The 23179-nt window shown below is 71.0% G+C and carries 23 protein-coding genes; 13 read left to right on the top strand and 10 right to left on the bottom strand.

Annotated features, from left to right (window positions below):
• Positions 1-145: 145 nt before the first annotated feature.
• The 5 genes from AC2D8W_RS14630 to AC2D8W_RS14610 form a co-directional block, all read right to left on the bottom strand.
• On the bottom strand, positions 146-703 hold the full coding sequence (locus AC2D8W_RS14630) for a fasciclin domain-containing protein (RefSeq protein WP_484672119.1): 558 nt from the start codon (positions 701-703) through the stop codon (positions 146-148).
• A gap of 176 nt (positions 704-879) precedes the next feature.
• Complete coding sequence (locus AC2D8W_RS14625; protein ID WP_293479417.1) at positions 880-1611, bottom strand: anti-sigma factor; 732 nt, start codon at positions 1609-1611, stop codon at positions 880-882.
• Entirely contained in the window at positions 1608-2165 is a 558-nt protein-coding gene (locus AC2D8W_RS14620; RefSeq protein ID WP_293479419.1) for a sigma-70 family RNA polymerase sigma factor, read from the bottom strand. The genes AC2D8W_RS14625 and AC2D8W_RS14620 overlap by 4 nt, the downstream gene beginning before the upstream one ends.
• A gap of 85 nt (positions 2166-2250) precedes the next feature.
• Positions 2251-2661, bottom strand: coding sequence for a cupin domain-containing protein (locus AC2D8W_RS14615; RefSeq protein WP_484672118.1), 411 nt, complete (start codon positions 2659-2661; stop codon positions 2251-2253).
• A 68-nt stretch (positions 2662-2729) separates the two neighbouring features.
• On the bottom strand, positions 2730-2936 hold the full coding sequence (locus AC2D8W_RS14610; RefSeq protein ID WP_484672117.1) for a hypothetical protein: 207 nt from the start codon (positions 2934-2936) through the stop codon (positions 2730-2732).
• 307 nt (positions 2937-3243) lie between these two features.
• On the opposite strand from AC2D8W_RS14610, the gene carB reads away from it, so the two are divergent.
• Both carB and AC2D8W_RS14600 read left to right on the top strand, forming a co-directional pair.
• Positions 3244-6534 carry a carbamoyl-phosphate synthase large subunit gene (carB, locus tag AC2D8W_RS14605; RefSeq protein ID WP_484672116.1) on the top strand — a complete coding sequence of 1097 codons (3291 nt, stop codon included), beginning with the start codon at positions 3244-3246 and terminating at the stop codon, positions 6532-6534.
• Between the two features lie 127 nt (positions 6535-6661).
• Positions 6662-7357 (top strand): VIT1/CCC1 transporter family protein, encoded by a 696-nt coding sequence (locus AC2D8W_RS14600; protein ID WP_484672115.1) that lies wholly within the window; start codon positions 6662-6664, stop codon positions 7355-7357.
• A 52-nt stretch (positions 7358-7409) separates the two neighbouring features.
• On the opposite strand, the gene AC2D8W_RS14595 is transcribed toward AC2D8W_RS14600, so the two are convergent.
• Positions 7410-7739 carry a hypothetical protein gene (locus tag AC2D8W_RS14595; protein WP_484672114.1) on the bottom strand — a complete coding sequence of 110 codons (330 nt, stop codon included), beginning with the start codon at positions 7737-7739 and terminating at the stop codon, positions 7410-7412.
• A gap of 65 nt (positions 7740-7804) precedes the next feature.
• Here AC2D8W_RS14595 and AC2D8W_RS14590 point away from each other — a divergent pair, with 65 nt between their 5' ends.
• The 4 genes from AC2D8W_RS14590 (at position 7805) to AC2D8W_RS14575 (ending at position 11130) form a co-directional block, all read left to right on the top strand.
• Positions 7805-8794 (top strand): alpha/beta hydrolase, encoded by a 990-nt coding sequence (locus AC2D8W_RS14590; protein WP_484672113.1) that lies wholly within the window; start codon positions 7805-7807, stop codon positions 8792-8794.
• Positions 8791-9747, top strand: coding sequence for a hypothetical protein (locus AC2D8W_RS14585; RefSeq protein ID WP_293479433.1), 957 nt, complete (start codon positions 8791-8793; stop codon positions 9745-9747). The genes AC2D8W_RS14590 and AC2D8W_RS14585 overlap by 4 nt, the downstream gene beginning before the upstream one ends.
• Positions 9748-9965: 218 nt before the next feature.
• Complete coding sequence (locus tag AC2D8W_RS14580; RefSeq protein ID WP_293479435.1) at positions 9966-10139, top strand: hypothetical protein; 174 nt, start codon at positions 9966-9968, stop codon at positions 10137-10139.
• A 202-nt stretch (positions 10140-10341) separates the two neighbouring features.
• The gene (locus AC2D8W_RS14575; protein WP_484672112.1) at positions 10342-11130 is read left to right on the top strand and encodes an SDR family NAD(P)-dependent oxidoreductase; all 789 of its coding nucleotides are present in this window, start codon (positions 10342-10344) and stop codon (positions 11128-11130) included.
• Here AC2D8W_RS14575 and AC2D8W_RS14570 read toward each other — a convergent pair.
• Entirely contained in the window at positions 11117-12505 is a 1389-nt protein-coding gene (locus tag AC2D8W_RS14570; protein WP_484672111.1) for a carotenoid oxygenase family protein, read from the bottom strand. The genes AC2D8W_RS14575 and AC2D8W_RS14570 overlap by 14 nt on opposite strands.
• A gap of 219 nt (positions 12506-12724) precedes the next feature.
• Between AC2D8W_RS14570 and AC2D8W_RS14565 the strand changes: the two genes are divergently transcribed.
• From AC2D8W_RS14565 to pseG, 6 genes are all read left to right on the top strand, one after another.
• Positions 12725-13231 carry a P-loop nucleotide/nucleoside kinase family protein gene (locus AC2D8W_RS14565; protein WP_293484218.1) on the top strand — a complete coding sequence of 169 codons (507 nt, stop codon included), beginning with the start codon at positions 12725-12727 and terminating at the stop codon, positions 13229-13231.
• 17 nt (positions 13232-13248) lie between these two features.
• The gene (locus tag AC2D8W_RS14560; protein ID WP_484672110.1) at positions 13249-13860 is read left to right on the top strand and encodes a carboxymuconolactone decarboxylase family protein; all 612 of its coding nucleotides are present in this window, start codon (positions 13249-13251) and stop codon (positions 13858-13860) included.
• 119 nt (positions 13861-13979) lie between these two features.
• The gene (gene greA / locus AC2D8W_RS14555; RefSeq protein ID WP_293484215.1) at positions 13980-14453 is read left to right on the top strand and encodes a transcription elongation factor GreA; all 474 of its coding nucleotides are present in this window, start codon (positions 13980-13982) and stop codon (positions 14451-14453) included.
• Between the two features lie 10 nt (positions 14454-14463).
• Positions 14464-15432, top strand: coding sequence for a mitochondrial fission ELM1 family protein (locus AC2D8W_RS14550; RefSeq protein ID WP_484672109.1), 969 nt, complete (start codon positions 14464-14466; stop codon positions 15430-15432).
• A gap of 131 nt (positions 15433-15563) precedes the next feature.
• Entirely contained in the window at positions 15564-18200 is a 2637-nt protein-coding gene (locus AC2D8W_RS14545; protein ID WP_484672108.1) for a beta strand repeat-containing protein, read from the top strand.
• 206 nt (positions 18201-18406) lie between these two features.
• Positions 18407-19447, top strand: coding sequence for a UDP-2,4-diacetamido-2,4,6-trideoxy-beta-L-altropyranose hydrolase (gene pseG, locus AC2D8W_RS14540; RefSeq protein ID WP_484672107.1), 1041 nt, complete (start codon positions 18407-18409; stop codon positions 19445-19447).
• A 190-nt stretch (positions 19448-19637) separates the two neighbouring features.
• Here the strand turns inward: pseG and AC2D8W_RS14535 are convergent, their stop codons facing one another.
• The 3 genes from AC2D8W_RS14535 to AC2D8W_RS14525 form a co-directional block, all read right to left on the bottom strand.
• Entirely contained in the window at positions 19638-21161 is a 1524-nt protein-coding gene (locus AC2D8W_RS14535) for a flavin-containing monooxygenase (protein WP_484672321.1), read from the bottom strand.
• A 128-nt stretch (positions 21162-21289) separates the two neighbouring features.
• Positions 21290-21823 (bottom strand): DUF4199 domain-containing protein, encoded by a 534-nt coding sequence (locus tag AC2D8W_RS14530; protein ID WP_484672106.1) that lies wholly within the window; start codon positions 21821-21823, stop codon positions 21290-21292.
• 102 nt (positions 21824-21925) lie between these two features.
• Positions 21926-22339 carry a helix-turn-helix transcriptional regulator gene (locus AC2D8W_RS14525; RefSeq protein ID WP_293484205.1) on the bottom strand — a complete coding sequence of 138 codons (414 nt, stop codon included), beginning with the start codon at positions 22337-22339 and terminating at the stop codon, positions 21926-21928.
• 131 nt (positions 22340-22470) lie between these two features.
• On the opposite strand from AC2D8W_RS14525, the gene AC2D8W_RS14520 reads away from it, so the two are divergent.
• Entirely contained in the window at positions 22471-23166 is a 696-nt protein-coding gene (locus AC2D8W_RS14520) for a PEPxxWA-CTERM sorting domain-containing protein (protein WP_484672105.1), read from the top strand.
• The last annotated feature ends 13 nt before the right edge of the window (positions 23167-23179 follow it).

Below are 23179 nucleotides of genomic sequence, written 5' to 3'. Positions count from 1 at the left end.
GCGCGGCCGGTTGTCCGGGGTCGCAACCGTCCGGCGAGCAGAGGCCCACCAGACGTCGCGGGCAGTACAGGAATGTCCGATCGCACATGCGCTGCCTCGTTCGCGTTCGGGCGAAGGGGCCGGCTCCCACCCCGGCCCCAGGGCCTCACGGCATCAGGACGGTGTCGACGACGTGGATGACGCCGTTGGACTGGAACACGTTGGCGATCGTGACGCGGCTCATGCCGCCCTTAGCGTCCGTGATCCAGAGCGCCCCGTTCCTCGACGTCACGGACAGGGCCTCGCCCTGGGCGGTCTTCAGGACGGCCTTGCCGCCGCCCGCCTTCACCCTGGCCGACAGGTCGCTGGCCGAGAGCCGGCCGGGGACCACATGGTAGGTCAGGACCTTGGTCAGGGCGCCCTTGTTCTCGGGCCTGACCAGCGTGTCCACCGTGCCCGGCGGCAGCTTGCCGAACGCCGCGTTGGTCGGGGCGAAGACGGTGAAGGGCCCGGGGCTGGAGAGCGTCGGCACGAGGTCCGCCGCCTTCACCGCGGCGACCAGGGTGGTGTGGTCCTTCGAGTTCACCGCGTTCTGCACGATGGTCCTGGAGGGGTACATGGGCGCGCCCCCGACCTGGACGGTCTTTTCGGCCGCGGACGCCGGGGTGACGGCGGCGGCGAGGGCGAGTCCGGCCGCGACGGCGGCGAGGAACTTGGCGGTCATGTGGGAGTCTTCCTTGGGGTCATCGCCTCGATCTGGCGACACCCCGGATACCGCCCTGTCCGCCGCAGCCGATGCGGCGTTTCCCACGCCGATTCCGCAGGATAGGTCGGCAGGAATGCAGAAGCCGCCGCGGTGGCCCGCGGCGGCTTCGGAGAGGTCGGACGTGACGGCCGGCGCTACAGCCGCGAAAGCTTGCCCACGCCGATGACGGGCCCGCTGGGGCCGTCGGGGTTCTTGGAGCCGCCGGGCGGTTCGAGCGAGACCGCGAGGGCGGCGCCTTCGCTCATCTTGGCGAGCAGCTCGGCCGGCAGGGCGATCACCTTGGCCTTGCCGGACTCGACCAGACCCAGCGACTTGGGGTTCTCCTGGCCCGCGATGAGCCAGAGCTGGTGGACCTTGTCGCGCTCGGAGCCCTCGGGCAGCAGCGAGGTGACGATCAGCTGCTTGCGGTCGGGGTCGTAGGCCGCGACGAACAGCGGCTGGACCCGGGTGTCCTGGCTGACCACGCTGGCCGAGAGCAGCTGGCCCTGCGGCTGGACCGGGACCTCCTGCGTCACGATCTGCGGTCCCTGCGCGGCGACCACGACGGCGGCGACGATGCCCGCCGCGGCAAGGCCGAACCCGCCCATGGCCGAGTTGCGCCAGAACCGCACGCGGTTCGCCAGCGTGTTGTCGTTGGCCGGGAGCAGCCGCTCGATCCGCGCCCAGGTGTCTGAGGGCGGCGGGATGGCCTTCACGCTGTCCAGCATCGGCGCGAGGCGTTGCCGCCACGCCTCGACGTCGGCCGCGAAGGCCGGATCCTGCGCCATCCGCGTCTCGGCGTCCGCACGTTCCCGCGCGTTCAACACCCCCAGCGCATGCTCTGCGGCCAGGGCTTCAGCTTCCGAAAGGTCGGGGGCTTCGCTCATGACTGGAGGCATCCCTTAAGCTTCGCCAGTCCCCGACGAATCCAACTCTTCACCGTGCCCAGCGGCGCATCCATTCGCCGGGCCAGCGCTTCGTACGTGACGCCTTCGAAGAAGGCGGTCCGGATGACCTTTTCCGTCCGATCGTCCAGTTCGCCCAGGCAGTGCGACAGGCGGTTCCGGTCGTCGGCGGCCGAAAGCAGCGCTTCGGCGCTCTCGGACCCATCCGGGATCTCCAACTCTTCCACCGGCTCCGCGTAGGCCATCGGCCCCCGCGCCCGCAGCCGGTCGATCGCGCGGTTGCGTGCGATCGTGCTGACCCAGGTCATCACGCTGGCACGGGAGGCGTCGAACCGGTCGGCGCGTCGCCATATGGTGACGTACACGTCCTGCAAAACGTCCTCACTCTCCTCGCGGTCGGAGAGGATACGGAGGCATACGCCAAAAAGCTTCGCGGACGTCGCCTCGTAAAGTTGTCGCAGGGCGCCGCGGTCGCCCTCGGCGATCCGCGCCATCAGCGGATTGAGGCTTTCGGAGGAGGTCGCAACGGCGGCCAAGTGAGATCCTACGGTTGAGGCCGCCGAAGGTCGGGCAGCCACTGCGAAGCTGCCTTCAGCCGCACCGTTAGGCAAGCGCTGGTTGTTACGGTGTGCGTTGGATTGTCACAAGGGCCCCCGGCGGCGCGAGGTCGATGGTGATCAGGCGGACGGGTTCCGGTCCCACCACCGACGCCTCATGCCACTGCTCGACGGCGTCCACGACCCAGTCCCCAGCCGCGACCTCGCGGACGTCCCCCGTGTCCAGGTTGATCACCCGCAGGCGTCCGGCGAGGACGTTGACCACGCGGGCATAGGGATGCTTGTGCGCCGCAAGGCGGCCGCCGACCGGCAGCTCGACCTGGCTGATGCTGACGCGCAGGTCGCCCGACGCAGCGCGGATCGGCTGGCCCGTGAGCGTGGAGTCGATCGTGACCGGCTTCCCCGGCGCAGGCGGGGTCTGGGCCGCAGCGGGGAAGGCTGCCGCGGCGAGAAACAGGATCAGGGCGCGTCGCATGGCGACGACCCTGCCGCCGGCGGGCCGGCGCCGCAAGGCGCCGGGCGCTCAGCCTGAGCAGTGGACGTCTACGCCGCGGCCTTGGCCTTGACGGTCGCCTTGCGGGTCGCCGCCCGCTTGGCCTTCGCGCGTTCCAGGCGCGCGTCCTTGCGGGCCGCCGCCTCGGTCTCCAGCGCGGGGAGCAGGTCCGCGGCCGCCGCCTTCTGCTTGTCGTCGCCGGTCTCGGCCAGCCGCTGCGCGTTGGCCAGCAGGTTCACGACCTCCTCGTCGCTCAAGGTCGGGATTCTGTCCACCAAGCTCATCGGGCGACTCCGCTCTGCCGCCGCCGGGGATTCGGCGCGCCAAGGGATAGAGCCCGAGCCGCGCGTTAGTTGCGTGATTCGAAAGAGAAATTCTCGGGAACCAATCGGCGGCGGCGCAACACGGCCCGAGCGGCGGACGCCGCCATGGGCCGCGTATCCGCTTCGGAGGGCAGCGCAAGCTTGCGCGCGGGGAACTCCCCCTCTATTGGGGCGCCTTAACCTGAAGTCCTGACCGGTGACGGCGCGCGTCGCAGCGCGGCCGCCCTTGCGCGCGAGAGCCATGCCGAAACGCACCGACATCTCCTCGATCCTGATCATCGGCGCGGGACCGATCGTGATCGGCCAGGCCTGCGAGTTCGACTACTCGGGCGTCCAGGCGTGCAAGGCGCTCCGGGCCGAGGGCTATCGCATCGTCCTCGTGAACTCGAACCCGGCGACGATCATGACGGATCCGAACGTCGCCGACGCCACCTACATCGAGCCGATCACGCCCGAGATGGTCGAGAAGATCATCGAGAAGGAGCGCCCCGACGCCCTCTTGCCCACCATGGGCGGCCAGACCGCGCTCAACACGGCGCTCGCCCTCGAAAGCCGCGGCGTCCTGAAGAAGTACGGCGTCGAGATGATCGGCGCGAAGGCCGATGTGATCGACAAGGCCGAGGACCGTCAGAAATTCCGCGACGCCATGGACAAGATCGGCCTCGAGAGCCCCAAGTCCAAGGCGGCCCACACGATGGAAGAGGCCCTGGAAGGCCTGGAGTTCGTGGGCCTGCCGGCGATCATCCGCCCGTCGTTCACCCTGGCCGGGACCGGCGGCGGCATCGCCTACAACGCCCAGGAGTTCCGCGAGATCGTGGAACGCGGCCTGGACCTCTCGCCCACCACCGAGGTGCTCATCGAGGAGAGCGTGCTGGGGTGGAAGGAATACGAGATGGAGGTTGTCCGCGATAAGGCCGACAACTGCATCATCGTCTGTTCGATCGAGAACATCGACCCGATGGGCGTCCACACGGGCGACTCCATCACCGTCGCCCCCGCGCTCACGCTGACCGACAAGGAATACCAGCGGATGCGCAAGGCCTCGATCGACGTCCTGCGCGAGATCGGCGTCGAGACGGGCGGCTCCAACGTGCAGTTCGCGGTGAACCCCGCCGACGGCCGCATGGTGGTCATCGAGATGAACCCGCGGGTGTCGCGCAGCTCGGCGCTGGCCTCCAAGGCCACCGGCTTCCCGATCGCCAAGGTCGCCGCGCGGCTGGCGGTCGGCTACACCCTCGACGAACTGATGAACGACATCACAGGCGCCACGCCGGCCTCGTTCGAGCCCAGCATCGACTACGTCGTCACCAAGATCCCGCGCTTCGCCTTCGAGAAGTTCCCGGGCTCCGAGCCCTACCTCACGACCCAGATGAAGTCGGTGGGCGAGGTCATGGCCATCGGCCGCACCTTCGCCGAGAGCCTGCAGAAGGCCCTGCGCGGCCTCGAAACCGGCCTCACCGGGCTGGACGAGGTGGCGATCGAGGGCGGCGACGATCCCGAGATGGGCCACGCCGCGATCCTGCGCGCGCTGGCGACCCCCACGCCCGACCGCCTGCGCGTCATCGCCCAGGCCTTCCGCGCCGGCCTGACCTGCGACGAGATCCACGGCGCCTGCAGTTACGAGCCGTGGTTCCTGCGCCAGCTCGAAACCCTGGTGAAGGAGGAGGCCAGGGTCCGCGCCGAGGGTCTCCCCGCCGACGCGCCCGGGTTCCGCCGCCTGAAGGCCCTGGGCTTTTCGGACGCCCGCCTCGCCAGGCTGACCGGCGCGTCCGAAACCGACGTCCGCGCCCGCCGCCGCGCCCTCGGCGTGCGGCCGGTGTTCAAGCGCATCGACACCTGCGCCGGTGAGTTCCGCGCCGACACGCCGTACATGTACTCGACCTACGAGACCGGCGCCCTCGGCCAGGTCCCCGACTGCGAGAGCGACCCGTCGGACCGGCAGAAGGCCATCATCCTCGGCGGCGGCCCCAACCGGATCGGACAGGGGATCGAGTTCGACTACTGCTGCTGCCACGCGGCCTTCGCGCTCGACGAGATCGGCGTGGAGTCGATCATGGTGAACTGCAACCCCGAAACGGTCTCCACCGACTACGACACCTCCGACCGCCTCTACTTCGAGCCTTTGACCGCCGAGGACGTGCTGGAGCTGATCGACGTCGAGCAGTCGAAGGGCAAGCTGCTGGGCGTCATCGTCCAGTTCGGCGGGCAGACGCCGCTGAAGCTGGCCAAGCCGCTGGAGGACGCCGGCGTGCCGATCCTCGGCACCAGCCCCGACGCCATCGACCTGGCCGAGGACCGCGAGCGCTTCCAGCAGCTGCTGCACAGGCTCCAGATCGCCCAGCCGGTGAACGGCATCGCCCGTAGCCGCGAAGAGGCCTTCGCCGCGGTCCACAAGGTGGGCTACCCGGTGGTGATCCGCCCCTCCTACGTGCTGGGCGGCCGGGCCATGGAGATCGTCCGCGACGACGAGCAGCTCGAGCGCTACATCACCACCGCGGTGCAGGTCTCGGGCGACAGCCCCGTCCTGATCGACCAGTACCTCTCGCGCGCCACCGAGGTGGACGTGGACGCCCTCTGCGACGCGAACGGCGAGGTCTTCGTGGCCGGCGTCATGGAGCACATCGAGGAAGCCGGCGTGCACTCGGGCGACTCCGCCTGCTCGCTGCCGCCCTTCAGCCTCCGCGCCGAGACCATCGACGAGCTGAAGCGCCAGACCGAGGCCATGGCCAAGGCGTTGAACGTGCGCGGCCTGATGAACGTGCAGTTCGCCATCGAGGAGCCGCACTCGGCCAGCCCGCGGATCTTCGTGCTCGAGGTGAACCCGCGCGCCAGCCGCACGGTGCCCTTCGTCGCCAAGACCATCGGCGAACCCGTGGCCGCCATCGCCGCCAAGCTGATGGCCGGCAGGCCGCTCTCGGACTTCAACCTCACGGACACGCCCTACGACCACATCGCGGTGAAGGAGGCGGTGTTCCCCTTCGCCCGCTTCCAGGGCGTCGACACCATCCTCGGCCCCGAGATGCGCTCCACCGGCGAGGTCATGGGCCTGGACTGGATCCGCCCGGGCGAGGACGCCGGCCCCGCGTTCGCGCGCGCCTTCGCCAAGAGCCAGCTGGGCGGCGGCACGCTGCTGCCCCAGGCGGGCTGCCTGTTCGTGTCGGTGAAGGACGCCGACAAGGCCTGGATCGCCGAGCCGGTGCGCCAGATGATCGCCAACGGTTTCCGCGTGCTCGCCACGTCGGGCACTGCGGCCTACCTCGCCGAACAGGGCCTCAAGGTCGAGGTGGTCAAGAAGGTGCTGGAGGGCCGTCCCCACATCGTCGACGCCATGAAGAACGGCGAGGTGCAGCTGGTCTTCAACACCACCGAGGGCAAGCAGTCGCTGCTGGACTCGTTCGAGATCCGCCGCACGGCGCTGATGATGAAGATCCCCTACTTCACCACCACGCCCGCCGCCCTGGCCGCCGCCCGCGCCATCGCCGCGACGGCGCAGGCGCCGCTGGAAGTGCGGCCGCTGCAGAGCTACGCCTGAGGCGTCGGCCGGACGGGCAGGAGTTCCTGCGGCCGGGGCATGACCTGCCTCAAGGCGGACCCTTGCCGTATCCGCCACAGAGGCCGACGGTCGCGCGCCCCCTGGCCCGCGGAAAGGAGCCCGTCCGATGGCGCCACGCCACCTTGAACGCCACGCCGTGCAGCGGATCGGGTGGCTGCGCGCCGCGGTCCTGGGCGCCAACGACGGCATCGTCTCGACCGCCAGCCTCATCGTGGGCGTGGCCGCGGCCTCTCAGGGCCGCAGCGAGGTCCTGCTCGCCGGGGTCGCCGCGCTGGTGGCCGGCGCCTTCTCGATGGCGGCGGGCGAGTACGTCTCGGTCAGCTCTCAGGCCGACACCGAGACCGCGGACCTGTCGCGCGAGCGGGCGGAACTGCGGGACCAGCCTGCGTTCGAGCGCGAGGAACTGGCCGCGATCTATGTCGCCCGGGGCGTCGAGATCGGCCTCGCGCGCCAGGTCGCGGACCAGATGATGGCCAAGGACGCCCTCGGCGCCCACGCCCGCGACGAGCTCGGGATCTCCGACATGACCACCGCGCGGCCGGTGCAGGCCGCCGTCACCTCCGCGCTCACCTTCTCGGCCGGCGCCGCCCTGCCCCTCGGCGCTGCGCTGCTGGCCCCGGAGGGCGCGATGGCCGTGGTCGTGTCGGCCGCCGCGATCGTCTTCCTCGCCGTCCTGGGAGCGGTCGGCGCCCGCGCCGGCGGGGCCGGCATGCTGAAGGCGGTGATCCGCGTCACCTTCTGGGGCGCCCTGGCGCTGGCCGCCACCGCCGGCGTCGGCGCCCTCTTCGGCGTGGCGGCGTAGGGTCCGTCCTGGGCGTGGGATCGACCCACGCTCGCCCGGCCTTCGGGGGGTCCTAGCCTTCGTCCGCCTCGTCCGCGCGCTCGTCCTCGGTCCCGGCCTCCAGGATCTTCATCGCGTCGTGGAAGCGCTTCAGCGCCGCCACCGAGGCCTGCACGCGCTGGGTGGCCGCGCCGGGATCGCCCTGGGCGGCGTTGATGACCGCCAGGTTGGTGCTGGCCACCGCATCGGCGAGGGCCTTCAGCGAGTCCCTCAGCGCGGCGAAATCGGCCGCCACGTCCGGCCCCTCGTCGTCGCTCCCGTCATCGATGAAATCGTCGAGGTGGACCATCTGCGCCTCCGGATCAGTGGCGCCGATGTGCCACGGCGCATAGCCGAAAGCCATGCCGCCCGCGCCTTCCGGTCCGTCCCGACGATGGTAGCGTGGGGCAAACACGAAGGGAGGCGGCGATGTTGCGTGCGATGCTGGGCGTCCTGGCGACGCTGATGGTGGCCGGAGCGGCGCAGGCCGCGGCGCGGCTCGAGACGATCGAGCTCACCTCGAAGCTGGTCCCTTCGCCCGTGAAGGTCTCGGTTCTCCTCCCCGACGGCCATTCGCCGGACCGCAAGCTGCCGCTGCTCCTGCTGCTCCACGGCGGCGGGGGCGACAACGGCTTCCTGGCGCGCATGCAGCCGGCCATCGAGGCGGCCTGGGCCGCCAAGGAGTTCTCGCCCGCGGTCGTCGTCACGCCGGACGTGGGCCGCTCGCTCTACATGGACTTCAAGGACGGCTCCCAGAAGTGGGAGACGTTCATCGTCACCGAACTGGTCCCCGAGCTGCGCCGCCGCTACGGCCTCTCGGCCGAGCGCAACCGCACGATGGTCACCGGCATCTCGATGGGCGGCCTGGGATCGCTGCGGCTGGGCTTCAACCACCCCGAGATGTTCGGCGGCCTCGCCGCGATGGAGCCGGGCATCGAGCCGGCCCTGCGGTTCGAGGACGTGAAGATGCGCAACCGATTCCAGCGCGACGACCGCTTCTTCCGGTCGATCTTCGGCGACCCGGTCGACCGCGCGTTCTGGCAGAAGGCCAACCCGGCCAACATGGTCATCGCCAACAAGGCGGCGATCCTGAAGTCCGGGCTCGCCATCTACATCGAGGTGGGCGACATCGACATGTTCAAGCTCGACGAGGGCACGGAGTTCCTCCACCGGGTGATGTGGGACCACGGCGTCCCGCACGAATACCGCCTCGTCCGCAACGCCGACCATACCGGGCGCACGATCACCGCCCGTTTCCGCGACGGCCTGCGCTTCCTCGAGCGCGAGGTGCTGAACCCGCCGGGCGCGGACCCCGCCCGCGACGCCAGCAAGGCCACCATCGACCGTCTGCGGCGGTCCATGGGCGTGCCCGACGACGAGCCGCGACCGCCCTTCCCCTCGACGGAGGCGCCGAAGTGATCCGCCGCCGTACGGTCCTGGCCGCCGCCCCGGCCCTGGCGGCCGCGCCCGCGCTCGCGCGGAGCCGCGACGTCCTCGTGCGGGGCTCGAAGGCCTACTCCGAGTCCGCCATGGTGATGACCGTGTCGGACGACGGCCGCAGCGCGCTGACGCTGCGGTTCTGCCGCTTTCCGGATGAGGACCAGACGTGGCTGTGGTGTCATGTGGTCCGCGACGGCGAGCTCTACGCCTTCACCACGCACGACCTCCCCAGCGCCAAGGTGCGGCTGGCGTCGCAGGACCAGGCGTCGTGGTCGGCGCCGGGCGCCAAGGCCGAGCTGGTGCGGGTCCGGCGCGGCGACAGGCCGCCCGCGGTGCGGCTTTCGGCCGACCTGAAGGGCCATCGCAGCGTCCGCGCGCCGCACGGGCCGGGGCGGGTCCCGATGCGCCTCGACGGCCAGTTCCTGGGCGTCAGCGCGCTCGCGGCGCAGGTGCTTGACGGACGGCAGGAGGTCTATGGCTTCGTCGAGGCCGAGGTGGAGATCGCCGGCCGCAAGTTCCGCCACTCGGGCCAGGCCAAGTTCCACGAGCAGCGCCAGGAGGCGCCGCGGTTCGAGGCGCCGTTCAACTACGCCTGGCTCGCCGGCGAAGGCCTGTCGGCGACGACGCTCCTGCTCGACCGCGGGGCCACCGGCGGCTGGCAGGTGGACGGGCGCGAGGAGCCGCTGGCGGACATGCGCCTCGACCCGCCGGGCGCCGCCCGCGACGTCGTCTGGCGGCTCAAGTCCGGCGTGGACTGGCCGGGCCGCCTGTCGGCCCTCGTGCGCTACCAGATCCCCGTCTACGACCGGCTCTGGAACGGGAGCTTCGTCACCGGCGAAGCGAACGGGCGACGCGTCGTCGGGGTCATGAACGACTGGACCACGGGCGTGGACATCTACGGCGCTTCTGCGAGCCGCTCGCAAAAGCTCTGAGCCGTCAGAGGCTTAGCCCGTGCGCCGATTGACGACGACCGCGATGAGGCGCAGACTCCCGCCATCGCCTGACTGAGACAGGCGGCAAGGGCGCGCCCCGGCGGCCCGCTCGGTCCCGCTCGCGGGGTCAACGAACTTCCGGGGGACGCCCGGCTGGCGTCTGCCGCAGGACGGCGTGGAGAGCCAAGACACTCCACAACGGATTGCGAGGAAGAGTCATGCATACCGAGCCGCACACCGGCGACGTGAAGCATCACAAGCCGCGGCATCTGGCCGAGAAGTTCGAGGGGATGATCGGCGTCGTCATGGTGGCCGCCATCGTGCTCCTCGCGATCGGCCTCATCTACGGCATCGTCACCACGGGTTCGACCGAGCCCCGCTGGATGCAGTAGACGCCGAGCCGGTCGCCGCCGCCGACTCCCAAGGGGGATCGGCGGATCCTGAGCCACAGCGCGCCCGCCGGGCGGGCCCGCGCGCCGGAGGGTTGCGCGGAAGGCCCGGCGGGCGGCGCCGCCTCTCCCCGTTCCCCGACGGCACGGCTGTTCCGCCGCCTGCGCCTGCGCTACCAACGGCGCAACGAGAAGGGGAGACGCCATGGCAGGTCGGGTTGCAGGCAAGGTCGCGCTGGTCACCGGCGGGGCGAGCGGTATCGGACGCGGCACCGCGGAGCGGCTGGCGGAGGAAGGCGCGACGGTCGTCGTCACCGACATCCAGGACGCGCTGGGCGCCGAGGTGGTGGCGGGGATCGCCAAGGCCGGCGGCAAGGCCGAGTACCAGAGCCACGACGTCACCGACGAACAGGCCTGGATCGACGTGGTCGAGGGGATCCGGGCCGGGCACGGCCGGCTGGACATCCTGGTGAACAACGCCGGCATCGGCATCGGCGGCCCGATCACGGACATGACCCTCGACGCCTGGCGGCGGCAGATGGCCATCAACGTCGACGGCGTGTTCCTGGGCGTGAAGCACGGCCTTCCGCTGATGCGGGCCAGCGGCGACGGCGGGTCCATCGTGAACATCTCGTCGGTGGCGGGGCTCAAGGGCTCGGCCGGGCTGGCCGGCTACTGCGCCACCAAGGGCGCCGTGCGCCTGTTCACCAAGGCCATCGCCATGGAATGCGCCAACGCCAAGGACGGCATCCGCGTGAACTCGGTCCACCCCGGCCTCATCGAGACGCCGATCTGGGTCACCGTCGGACAGGCCGTGAACCCCGGCGCCAACGCCCCGCCGGACCTCGACGCCATGTCGACCATGGCCGTGCCCATGGGCGTGAAGGGCTGGCCGCTGGACATCGCCAACGGCGTCCTCTGGCTGTGCTCGGACGAGGCGCGCTACGTGACGGGCCAGGAGCTGGTCATCGACGGCGGGCTCACCGTCCGCTGATCCACAGGCCGTGGAAGCCCATCGGCATGCGGTGCGAGAGGCGGGCGCGGGCCAGGGGGCCTGACGCCACATCCTGGGCGTCCAGCATCACGAGCGAGCCCGTGTCCGTGGCCTCGTCGTAGAGGTTGGCCAGCAACCAGCCGTCGCCCTCCTCCGGCCCGCGGGCCACGAACACGGGCTCCGACACCGCCACGGCGGGCCCCGCGTCCCAAACGGCCATCTCGCCCGTCGCGTGGTCGAACCGGGCCAGGCCGCGCTGGAAGAGGTCGCCCGTGCCCGGCCCGCCCAGGCCGGCGACGTAGCCATAGCGATACGGCCGCCCCGTCCGCCGCTCGTCGATCCTGGGATACTCGCAGACGAAGTCGTGCAGCCGGCGGCGGCCGATCCCGCCCGGCCGCGCCGCGTCCAGCTCCCAGCGCGCCAGCCGCTGGGCCGCCCTTGCGGCGTCCGGCGGCTCGCCGTCGGCGGTCGGGAACATGGCGGCGTCCTGCTCGCACACGTCCAGCACGATCCGGTCGCCGTCCTCGAAGGCGTTCATCACGTGCCAGACCATGCAGGCGTCCGTGCGGTAGCGCAGCGTCTCGCCCCCGGCTCGCGGCGCGACGATGACCTCGACCCCCAGATCGGGCTCCCAGGCGATCGTCGGCTTCCCCGCCCTGGCCCGCTCGACCGACAGCGTGACCGGGCAGACGACGAACACCGCGAACCGGGGCGTCAGGGCGAAGTCGTGGACGATGGAGGCGTGCGGCCCCTGGATGACGACAGCCTCGGACAGCCGGCCGCCGGCGTCGGCCTCGTACAGCGCGAGCTCGCCGGTCAGCCGTCCTCGCGGCAGGTTCGCGAACAGCGCCAGGGCGCCGGTGGCCGGATCGACCTTGGGGTGCGCGGTCATGTTCCGCCCAAGCCGGCCGTCGAAGCCGTAGGGGCCGAGGGTCGCCAGGGTCCGGGGGTCGATCTCCACGGGCGGCGAGCCCTCCTCCAGCGCCAGGAGGCGGCCGGCGTGCCAGACGAGGTTGGTGTTGGCCACGCCGTCGACCGGCCGCGGCCCCGCCTCGGGGTCGTCGCCGAACGGCCCCGCGGTCGCGAACAGCGCGCGCCCGGCGGCATGCTCCCGGCTCCAGCGGCCGGTCCGGACCCAGCGGTTGCGGTAGCTCACCCGCCCGCCGGCGATCCGGAACGCATGGACCATGCCGTCGCCCATCAGCGGGTTGTACGGCGGCCGCGGCGGGAACTGCGGGTTCGGCCCGATGCGATAGTAGGTTCCGGCGAGGTCCGGCGGAAACGCGCCCTCGATGGCCAGGTCGGGGCAATCGAGCTCCTCGCGCAACGGCCGGAAGCCGCGGGAGAGGAAGGGATCCTCGGAACCGTCAGCCATGTCATCGCCCTCCGCGCAGAGACGCAAGGAGCGCAACAACGCAGACGCGCCGGGGTCAAGCACATTGTTTCTATTGAAGATTTTTGGCGCGTCCGGTTCAGGTCTAGGCCTTTGTCAACCCCGTTGAAGGCGAAAAACGTCCGGCGCCCGTCCGCCGCCCCGGGCACGGCGGTCCTGCAGGATGTTGGTCATCCCCCGGGGGCGGGCTAAGTCGACGCCATGTCCGCTCCCGCGACCCTGCACGTGATCTTCGGCCCCTCCGGCGCCGGCAAGACGACCTACGCCCACGCCTTCGCCCGCCGGGAACGCGCCGTGCCGTTCATCCTCGACGACTGGATGGCCCGCCTCTTCGCGCCCGACATGCCCGAGCCCATCGAATACGAGTGGATGATCGAGCGCGTGCAGCGCTGCGAGGCGCAGATCTGGTCGACCGCCGCGGCCTGCCTGGCCGCCGGAACCTCGGTGATCCTCGATATCGGCCTCATGCGCCGCGCCGACCGCGCCAGGGTCCGCGAGATCGCCGAGGCCGCCGAACTGCCGCTGCAGTTCCACTTCGTCACGGCGAGCGCGGAGACGCGGCGCGCCCGGGTGGCGGACCGCAATGTCGTGCGCGGCGAGAACTTCGCCATCGAGGTCACGCCCGAGATGTTCGAGTTCGTCGAAGGCGTGTTCGAGGCGCCGGAGCCCGCCGAACTCGAAGGCGCGATCATCAGCGAGAGCGCGTGAACGGCGGAGGGGGCGCGATGCGTCGGACGATCCTGGTCCTGGGGGTGATGATGGCGACGGGTGCAAACGCGGCCGAGCGGTTTCCGCAGCTCGCGCCCGAGGCGATGACGCCGGCGCAGAGGGCGGTCGCCGACGCCATCCAGTCGGGGCCCCGGCGCTCGCTGGGCGGTCCGTTCAACGCCTGGCTGCGCAGTCCCGAGTTCGCCGACCGGGCGCAGAAGGTGGGCGAGTACATCCGCTTCCGCTCGAGCCTGCCCGCGAGGCTGAACGAGTTCGCCATCCTCATCACCGCCCGCCACTGGAACGCCAAGTACGAGTGGTACGCGCACTATCCGCTGGCGCTGCAGGCCGGACTGAAGCGCGAGATCGCGGCCGACCTCGCGCAGGGGCGTCGTCCGGCCGGCATGGCGGCCGACGAGGCGGCCGTCTACGACTTCGCGACCGAGCTCCGCCGCGAGAGGCGGGTGGGCGACCGGACCTTCGGCGCCGCGAAGGCGGCGCTGGGCGAGCAGGGCGTCGTCGACCTGATCGCCGTCAGCGGATACTACGATCTTGTCTCGATGACCTTGAACGTGGCCGAGGTCCCCGCCCCGCCGGACGGCGCCCTTCCCCTCCCCGATCTTCCCTAGGCCGCCTGGCGCGACCGCCGGGCCTTGATTTTTGCGCCGCACAATCCTAGCTTCCCTGCCCCCGGGTCGCTTGCGCCCGCGGCCGGGTTGGGGATCACCAAGGCGAACCTCGAGTTACGATGGAAAAAGTCCCGATGACCGCCGAGGGCTACAAGGCCCTCGACGAAGAACTGAAGCGTTTGAAGACGGTGGAGCGGCCGGCGGTCATCGCCGCGATCGCCGAGGCGCGCTCGCACGGCGACCTCAGCGAGAACGCCGAATACCACGCGGCCAAGGAACGCCAGGGCTGGATCGAGGGGCAGATCGCCGAGATCGAGGACAAGATGGCCCGCGCGCAGGTCATCGACGTCTCGAAGCTCTCGGGCAGCCAGGTGAAGTTCGGCGCCACCGTCTCGGTGGTGGACGAGGACACCGAGGAAGAGGCCCGCTACCAGATCGTCGGCGAGCACGAGGCCGACGTGAAGCGCGGTCGCGTCTCCATCACCTCCCCCATCGCCCGCGCCATCATCGGCAAGGAAACCGGCGACGTGGTCGAGGTGAACACGCCCGGCGGCGTGAAGGCGTACGAAATCACCAAGGTGGAGTGGGTCTAGCCCCACGCCGATGGGCGCGCCCCGTCCCTTACGGATCTGGGCGGTCTCCGACGGTCGCGCCGGGATCGAGGCGCAGGCGCTCGGCCTGGCGGAAGCCATCGCCCGGCTGCGGCCGGCGCACATCACCCCCAAGCGCATCGGCTGGCGGTTCGGTCTCGGACGCCTGCCCTGGCGCCTGATCCCGCCGGCGGCGCGGACGGGCGACCCGATCGCGGCGCCCTACCCCGACCTCTGGATCGCCGCGGGCCGCGCGACCCTGCCGCTGTCGACGCGCATGCTCGCGTGGGCCGAGGGGAAGACCTTCGTCGTCCAGACCCAGGACCCCCGGGCCCCGCTCGACCGTTTCGACCTCGTGATCCCGCCGGAGCACGACGGGCTGTCGGGCGACAACGTCTTCCCCATCCTGGGCGCGCCCAACCGCGTGACGCCCGAGAGGCTCTCGCTGGACCTCGCCCGCTTCCGCGACACGCTGGACCCCCTGCCGCACCCGCGGGTCGCCGTCGTGATCGGGGGCCGCTCGAAGGCCCACGACCTGCCGGCCGGCCTGGCGACCGAGCTCGGCGAGCGCATCGTGCGGTCCGTCGGCGCGGCCGGCGGCTCGGTGATGGTCACCTTCACCCGGCGCACGCCCGCGCCCGCGCGCGAGGCGCTGGCCGCCGCGCTCGCCCGCCTGCCGGGCGTGATCTGGGACGGGTCCGGCGAGAACCCCTACTTCGCCTACCTCGCCGCGGCGGATGCGATCCTCGTGACGGAAGACTCCACCAATCTCGCCACCGACGCCGCGGCCACCGGCCGGCCGATCTTCGTCCTGCCCATGCAGGGGCGCAGCGCCAAGCTGGCCCGCTTCCATGCCGAGCTACGGCGCCGCGGCCTGGCGGCGCCGTTCGTCGGCGAGCTGACAGCGGAACCGTATGAACCTCTGCTAGAAACCGACCGGGCCGCCCGCGAGGTGTTGCGCCGATACGACGGCTCAGGCTGAACGATCCGGGAAGCTTAACCGTAGGCAATGGTTTCTTGCCGGGCTCGCCCGTCTCGGTAACCTTAGCTAAGGAATTGTGGATACGATCCCGCACGAGGGACGAATCCGATTCGCATTTTGGGGGCCGCACAGTGGCGATCTTTTTCTTCGAGGACATGACGGCGGATCAGGCGCTCGCCTACACGCCTGCCGACCAAATCGTCTTCACCACGGCGTCGCTGTCCGCGGCCCAGGTCGCGGTGATCTTCATCCCGTTCACCGCCACCACGCCGGACTTCATCCAGATCCAGGCGCCGTTCAAGACCCTGACCTTCAATGACCCGGGCTCGATCCGGGGCGAATCCGACTTCGTCTTCCAGGACAGCTCCAGGCTGTACGTCGGCAACGCGGGCGACGACTCGTTCGCGGGCAGCGCGGCGGCCGACGGCCTCTACGGCTCCACCGGCAGCGACACGCTGGACGGCCTCGGCGGCAACGACGTCCTGCAGGGCAACCAGGGCGACGACTCCATCGTCGGCGGCGCCGGCCTCGACGTGATGTACGGCGGCCGGGACAACGACACCATCACCGGCAACGCGGGCGGCACGGCCGACCTGCGCCAGTTCGCCCAGGGCAACCTCGGCAACGACTCGATCGTCGGCGGCTCGGGCGCCGACCTGATGCTCGGCGGCCAGGGCAACGACACCATCGACGGCTCGACCGGCGGCGGCGACTTCATGCTCGGCAACCTCGGCGACGACAGCGTCCTGGGCGCCGCGGCCGGCTCCGACACCCTGGGCGGCCAGGACGGCGCGGACGTCCTGGACGGCGGCGGCGGCGGCGCCGACTCGCTCGACGGCGGCGAAGGCAACGACTCGCTCGTGGGCGGCTCCGGCAACGACACCCTCGACGCCGGGAATGGCGACGACACCGTGACCACGGGCGCCGGGGCCAACGTGGTCCTGGCCGGCGGCGGCGCCGACTCGGTCGTGGGCGGCGCGGCGGCCGACAACATCTCGGGCGGCGAAGGCAACAACGTCCTCCAGGGCGGCGCGGGGGCCAACACCATCACCGCGGGGTCGGGCAACGACTCCATCTCGGCGCTGGTCGACAACGACTCCATCGACTCCGGCGCTGGCAACGACACCATCAGCGCCAGCTCGGGCAACAACACCGTCAACTCCGGCACGGGCGACGACAGCGTCACCGTGGGCGCCGGCGACGACGTGGTGTCCACCGACACCGGTGACGACACCATCGCCGCGGGCGGCGGCAACGACACCATCAACGGGGGCGCGGGCGTCAACGTCGTCACCATGGGCGGCGGCGGCGGGTCGGTCACGACCGGCACGGGCACGGACACCGTCTCCGGCGCGGCGCTCGACACCGTCTACAGCGTCGGCGCGGGCAACGACTCCATCTCGTCGGGCGCCGGCAACGACAGCGCCGACCTCAGCGACGGCGACGACACCTACTCCGGCGGCGGCGGCAACGACAGCGTCAGCGGCGGCGCCGGCGGCGACAACATCACCACCACCGGCGGCAACGACACCATCTCCACCGGCGAAGGCGAGAACACCGCCGCGGCGGGCGCCGGCAACAACAGCGTCACCGGCGGCGGCGGCAACGACATCATCACGACCGGCGCCGGCAACGACACCATGACCGGCGGCGCGGGCAACGACACGCTCACGACGACGACCGGCCTCGACATCCTGAACGGCGGCGCCGGCAACGACCTGATCACCTACTCGGGCCGCGGTTCGGTCACGGCGGACATCGGCGACGACACCGTCGACGGCTCCGCCAGCGCCGTCGACAGCATCATCGACACCTCGAGCGGCAACGACAGCATCACCTCGGGGACGGGCGCCGACACGATCAACGCCGGGGTCGGCGACGACACGATCACCGACGCGGGCGGCGACAACGTCATCAACGGCCAGGGCGGCGGCGACCGCGTCACCACGGCCGGCGGCAACGACGCCATCACGCTCTCGAGCGGCAACGACACGATCAACGCCGGCGCGGGCAACAACACCCTCGTGGGCGGCGGCGGCAGCGACCAGATCACGGCCGGCAACGGCAACGATCAGATCACCGGCGGCTCCGGGACCGACACCATCACCACCGGCGACGGCTCCAACACCGTCAGCGGCGGCGGCGGCAACGACAGCATCGTCGGCGGCGCCGGCGTCGACAACATCACGACCACCTCCGGCGCCGACACGATCGACGCCGGCGCGGGCGCGAACGTGATCAACGGCGGCGACGGCAACAACAGCATCACCGGCGGCGCGGACGCGGACACCGTCACCACCGGCGTCGGTACGGACACCATCACCGCCGGCGACGGCGCCAACGTGGTGGTGGCCGGCGGCGGCGGCGACTCGGTGCTGGGCGGCGCGGGAACGGACAGCATCACCGGCGGGACGGGGGTCGACACCCTTACCGGCGGCGGCGCGGCCGACACCTACTTCTTCGCGGCCGGCGACACCGGCATCACGCTCGCGACCTCGGACCAGATCACCGACTTCGCGGCGGCCGACCGCTTCGAGTTCGGCCTGTCGGCGGGTTCGGGGACCAACTTCACCGACGGCGGCGCCGTGGCGGACTACGCCGCGGCCCTCGCGGCGGCGAACACCGCGATGAACGGCACCGTCATCTACGCCGTCTACACGGTGGGCGCCGACAACATCGTGTTCGTCGACACCAACGGGGATGGAACCGCCGACCAGTCGGTGCTCCTCGTCGGCGGCGGCACGGTGACCTCGGCCAGCTTCATCTAGCCGCCCGACGATCCGGGACCTGCGGGGCCGCCCTTCGGGGCGGCCCTTTGCTTTTGGCGCGCATCAGCGCATTCGAAGCCGATGATCCGCCTGGTGACCCTCGCCTCGACGCGCCGCCGACGCACGGCCGCCTGCGCCGCCAGCCGACCGCCGGCGCGCCTCTCCGGCCGCCCCGTTGCTGCCCGCTTCCTGGCGCATCGTCGGCCATGACCGGTCCCCGAATCCTCTTTGTCGTAGACGCCGGACCCGCCGTCGGCGGCGGCCACGTGATGCGCTCCCTCACGCTCGCGGGCGCCCTGGAAGCCCAGGGCGCGAGCACCACCTTCGTGGGCCCGCCGGCCATGGCCGACATGCTGGATGCGTTCGCGCCCGCGACGGCGCGCGTCCCGGCCGCGGATCTGGGCGCCACGGCCATGGCCGAGACGTTCGACGCCATCGTGTTCGACCATTACCGGCTCTCCGAGCCGGACCATCGCGCGATCTCCCAGGGCAAGCCCGTGCTCGTCATCGACGATCTGGCCGACCGGCCGCTCGGCGCGGACCTCCTGCTCGACGCGGGGCCGGCCCGGACCGCGGCGGACTATGCGGACCTTGTCCCCGAACGCGCGCGCCTGCTGCTCGGGCCCGACTACGCGCTGGTGCGGCCCGAGTTCGCCGCGCTTCGCGAGCCCGCGCTGGCCTGGCGGGGCGAGCCGGTGCAGCGGATCCTCGTGGCCATGGGCCTGACGGACGTCGGCGGAATCACGGCGCGGCTCGTGGAGCGCATCCGTCCCCGCCTGGCCGATGAGGGCCTCGACATCGTGCTCGGCGCCGCCGCCCCCAGCCTGCCGGGGCTCGCCAAGGTCGCCCGCCGGGACGCGCGCCTGGCCCTCCACGTCGACACCCCGCACATGGCCCGCCTCACGGCGGAGGCCGACATCGGCGTGGGCGCGCCGGGCTCGTCCAACTGGGAACGCTGCGCCCTGGGCCTGCCCTCCATCCTGGTGGTGCTCGCCGACAATCAGAGGCCGGCGGCCCTCGCGATGCAGGAGCGCGGCGCCGCCCTGGTGGTCGACCTGGAGGCGCCGGAGTTCGAGGCCGCCTTCGATCGGGCCCTGACGCGGCTCATGCGCGACGCCGAGCTGCGGCGCGACCTCGCCCGCAGGAGCGCGGACCTGTGTGACGGCCTGGGCGCAGGGCGTGCGGCCCAGGCCTTCCTGGCCCTGGTCGCGGCGCGGGCCGAGCCGCCGGAGCGCAGCCGGCCCTAGAGTTCAGACTCGGCTAGACTAGCGATCTCAACAACGTCCGACCGTCCCGGCGAATGCCGGGACCCAGATCCACCCGCGAGATCGTGGTGGGAAGGGCTTCGAGCGTACGAATCCCGCCTCCGAGCCCTTCCATCTGGATCCCGGCCTTCGCCGGGATGACCGGAAATTGGGGACGGACGCCAGGCCGGCGTCAGGCGGCGATCGAATCCGGGCGGACTGCGCCTTCGTAGACGAAGGCGGCGTCGTCCAGGTCGATGAGCGGCAGCTCGTCCTTCTCGCGCCAGTAGTCCTGGCTATGCTGCCACTCCGGCTTGTCCCCGCGCTTGGGCAGGAGGTGCATGCCGCGCATCAGATAGCCCGGATTGAAGTTCTCGGGATCGATCCAGGTCGAGAGCGGCATGTCGGCGTCCTCGGGGCGCAGCGCCACCGACACCTTCTTCGCCTGCTTGGCGTCCATGTGGTTCAGGAGCCGGCACACGAAGTCGCCCACCAGGTCGGCGCGCAGCGTCCAGCTGGCGCGGAAGTAGCCGAACACCCAGACCATGTTCGGGACGCCCGTGAACATCATGCCCCGGTAGGTCACCGTGTCGGCGAAGTTCAGCGGCTTGCCGTCGACCACGAATTCGATGTCGCCCAGGACGTTCAGGTTGAAGCCGGTGGCGCTGATGACGACGTCGGCTTCCAGCAGGTCGCCGGACTTCAGCCGCACGCCGCCCTTCTCGAAGCGCTCGATCTCGTCGGTGACGACCGACGCCTTGCCGGCCTTGACGGCCTCGAAGATGTCCCCGTCGGGCACGAACGCGATCCGCTGCCGCCACGGGCGGTACGTGGGCGTGAAGTGCTTGGCTGTGATCTCGGGGCCCACGAAGGCGCTGACGCCCGCGAGCAGCTCCTGCTTGACCGCCTCGGGCTCGTCGAACGAGCGCCGGGTGAAGGCGTCCTGGTCGTGCAGGATCTTGCGGCGCACGATCTCGTGGATCCAGGTCTCGTCGATCTTCAGCTCGCGCAGCACGTCGGCGAGCTCGTTGGCGTTGCGGCCGGGGATGAAGTAGGTCGGCGAACGCTGCAGCAGCGTCACATGGCCGACGTCGCCGGCGATCGCGGGGAGGACCGTCGCCGCCGTCGCGCCCGAGCCGATCATGACGACCTTCTTGCCCTTCAGGTCCAGGTCGTCCGGCCAGGTCTGCGGATGGATGATGCGGCCGTCGAAGTCGGCCATGCCCGGCCACTCGGGCGTGTAGCCTTCCGAGTGCCGGTAGTAGCCCTGGCACATCCACAGGAAGTTGGCGGTGATGGTGACGGGATTGCCGTCGCCGTCCGTGGCCTCGATCGTCCAGGCGTTGGCCTTCGAGGACCAGCTGGCCCGGGCGATCCTGTGCCGGTAGCGGATGTGGCGCGCGAGGTCGTTCTCCTCGATCACCTCGCCCATGTACGAGAGGATCTCCTCGGCCGTGGCGATCGGCGGGCCCACCCACGGCTTGAAGCGGTAGCCGAAAGTGTAGAGGTCGCTGTCGGAACGGATGCCCGGATACTTGTGCGTCAGCCAGGTGCCGCCGAAGCTCTCCAGCGCCTCGAGCACCACATAGCTCTTGCCGGGGCACTGGGTCTGCAGGTGGTAGGCGGCGCCGACGCCGGAAATACCGGCTCCGACGATCAGGACATCGAAATGCTCAGCGGTCACGTCAGGCCTCCCCGGGATTGTTTTCGCCGTCAGCGTCCGCGCCGCGGGCCTGCTCGGCCTTGATCGAGATCAAGCTAAGTTATCATTGATAACGAATTCGGAGGCGTCAACCGGCAACCCTGCCCGCGGCGGCGCGGGTAGGGGTGGCGCGGCGCGTTCCCCTAGGACCGCGACTTCGCCGGCAGGAAGCGGCTGTTGCGCAGGAGCCCGGCGCTGACCAGCGCCACGAGCACGCCCACCGGGAAGATCTCGATGAAGGTCATCGGCAGCCGGAAGACCGGCGAGCGGTAGTTCACGGCCATCTCGGCGAGATCGCGCTCCAGCGCCTTGTAGGCCTCGCCGGTGAGGCCTTCCGCGCGCCGGGCCTGCAGCGTGGCGCTGACGTACTGGTCCATGAACGCATAGTCCGTGGCCGCGAGATACGCCTCCCACGCCGCCACATAGGCCAGCGACGCCAGGACGGCGATCGCGAGCCCCACGCCCAGCGCTGGCAGGAAGCCGATGACGCCCCCACGCACCTGGTCGCGGTACTGCTTCACGCCGACCAGGACGAGGGACAGCCCCAGCAGCATGATCAGGTAGCCCAGCCAGACATTGCCGTGGGGCGTGTCGCCGTTGACCACGACGGTCGCGATGATCCCCCCGATCACGACGAGCCCCGAGATGAGGCCATAGACGAATACGATGCGGGCCATGCCGCTCCTCCGCGTTGCGTGTTGACGCAACCAGCCTCGTCGCTCCCGGCCCCGGCGGCCTATCGCCCAAACGGGTGAATTCGCCCCGATCGGCCGTTCGGACTACGGAATCAGGTCCAGTTCCCGGGCGCGCCCGACAGCCTCGGTCCTTCGGCTGACGCCGAGCTTGGCGCAGGCGTTGGCCAGATGCGTCTTCACCGTATTGGGCGAGAGCCCCAGGGTTCGGCCGATCTCCTTGTTGGACTGGCCGGTGGCGAGGATCTCGAGCACGCGCAGCTCCTGCCGCGTCAGCCGCAGCGAGGCCAGCGCCGCCTCGTTGCGGACGAAGCCGGGCCCGCGCCGCCGGGCGGCGAGACGCCAGCCGAGCCACGCCCCGCCGGCCGAGAAGGCCAGCGCCAGGATCGCGATATAGGCCTCCAGCGCCAGGCCGTGACTGAGCTGGCGGTACTCCAGCCACTGCAGCAGGAAGGCCCCTGCCGCCAGGGCGATGGCATAGGGCGCCGCGAACCGAACCATCGCGCGAACATGCCGCGTCGGCGCCTACGGTCAAGGCGGGGCCCCCAATCGGGGGGTGTCTGCCCGGGCCTGCCAGGCGACAAGGCCCGGCGGTCCCGCGCGGGGACGGCTTGGCGTCGGGGGGAGAACTCATGTTGATCAAGGCCATTGTCGCGGGCGCGGTCGCCGCCCTGGGGCTCTCGACGGCCGTTTCGGCCGCCACCCTGAACCCGACGGGCTACACCTTCGACGTGGCCACCGACTGCGGGTCGTTCTGCTACCACGACGCGGGCGTCTTCACGGGGGCCGGGTCGCCCCAGCCGGTCACCCCGTTCGGCGAGCTGACCGACGGAGTCCTCGGCTACGCCGGCTGGGCGGTGGACGGGGCCGCACCCTGGGTCGGCTGGACCGACAGCGTCGTGAACATCGACTTCGCGTTCGGCGGCGCGTTCAACTTCACCCGCGTCGACGTCGGCACGACCCAGGACAACCTGCTCGACGTCGTCCTCCCGAACCTGCGGGTCTTCTCCTCGAACAACGGCGTGGACTGGCTCGAGCGCTGGTCTCTCGTCACGCCGCCCAGCAGCGCGAACAACAACCCGGACCTCTCCACAGCTCCGCACGTCTTCCTGACGCTCAGCGGCGCCAGCTTCGACGCGCAGTACGTCCGTCTCGAGGTGCGCAACCAGGGCGGCGGCTACGGGCCGTGGTCCTTCATCGACGAGGTCGACTTCACCGGCGGCAGCGTCGGCGCGGGCGTGCCGGAGCCGGGCGCCTGGGCCCTGATGATCGCCGGGTTCGGCCTGGCCGGCGCCGCGCTGCGCCGGCGGAACGCCGCCGTCGCCTGAGGGGGCCTACGCC

The organism is Phenylobacterium sp. T106, assembly GCF_057219735.1.
The sequence above is the reverse complement of the archived record's forward strand: the minus strand, read 5'-3'. Positions and strand labels throughout refer to the sequence as shown.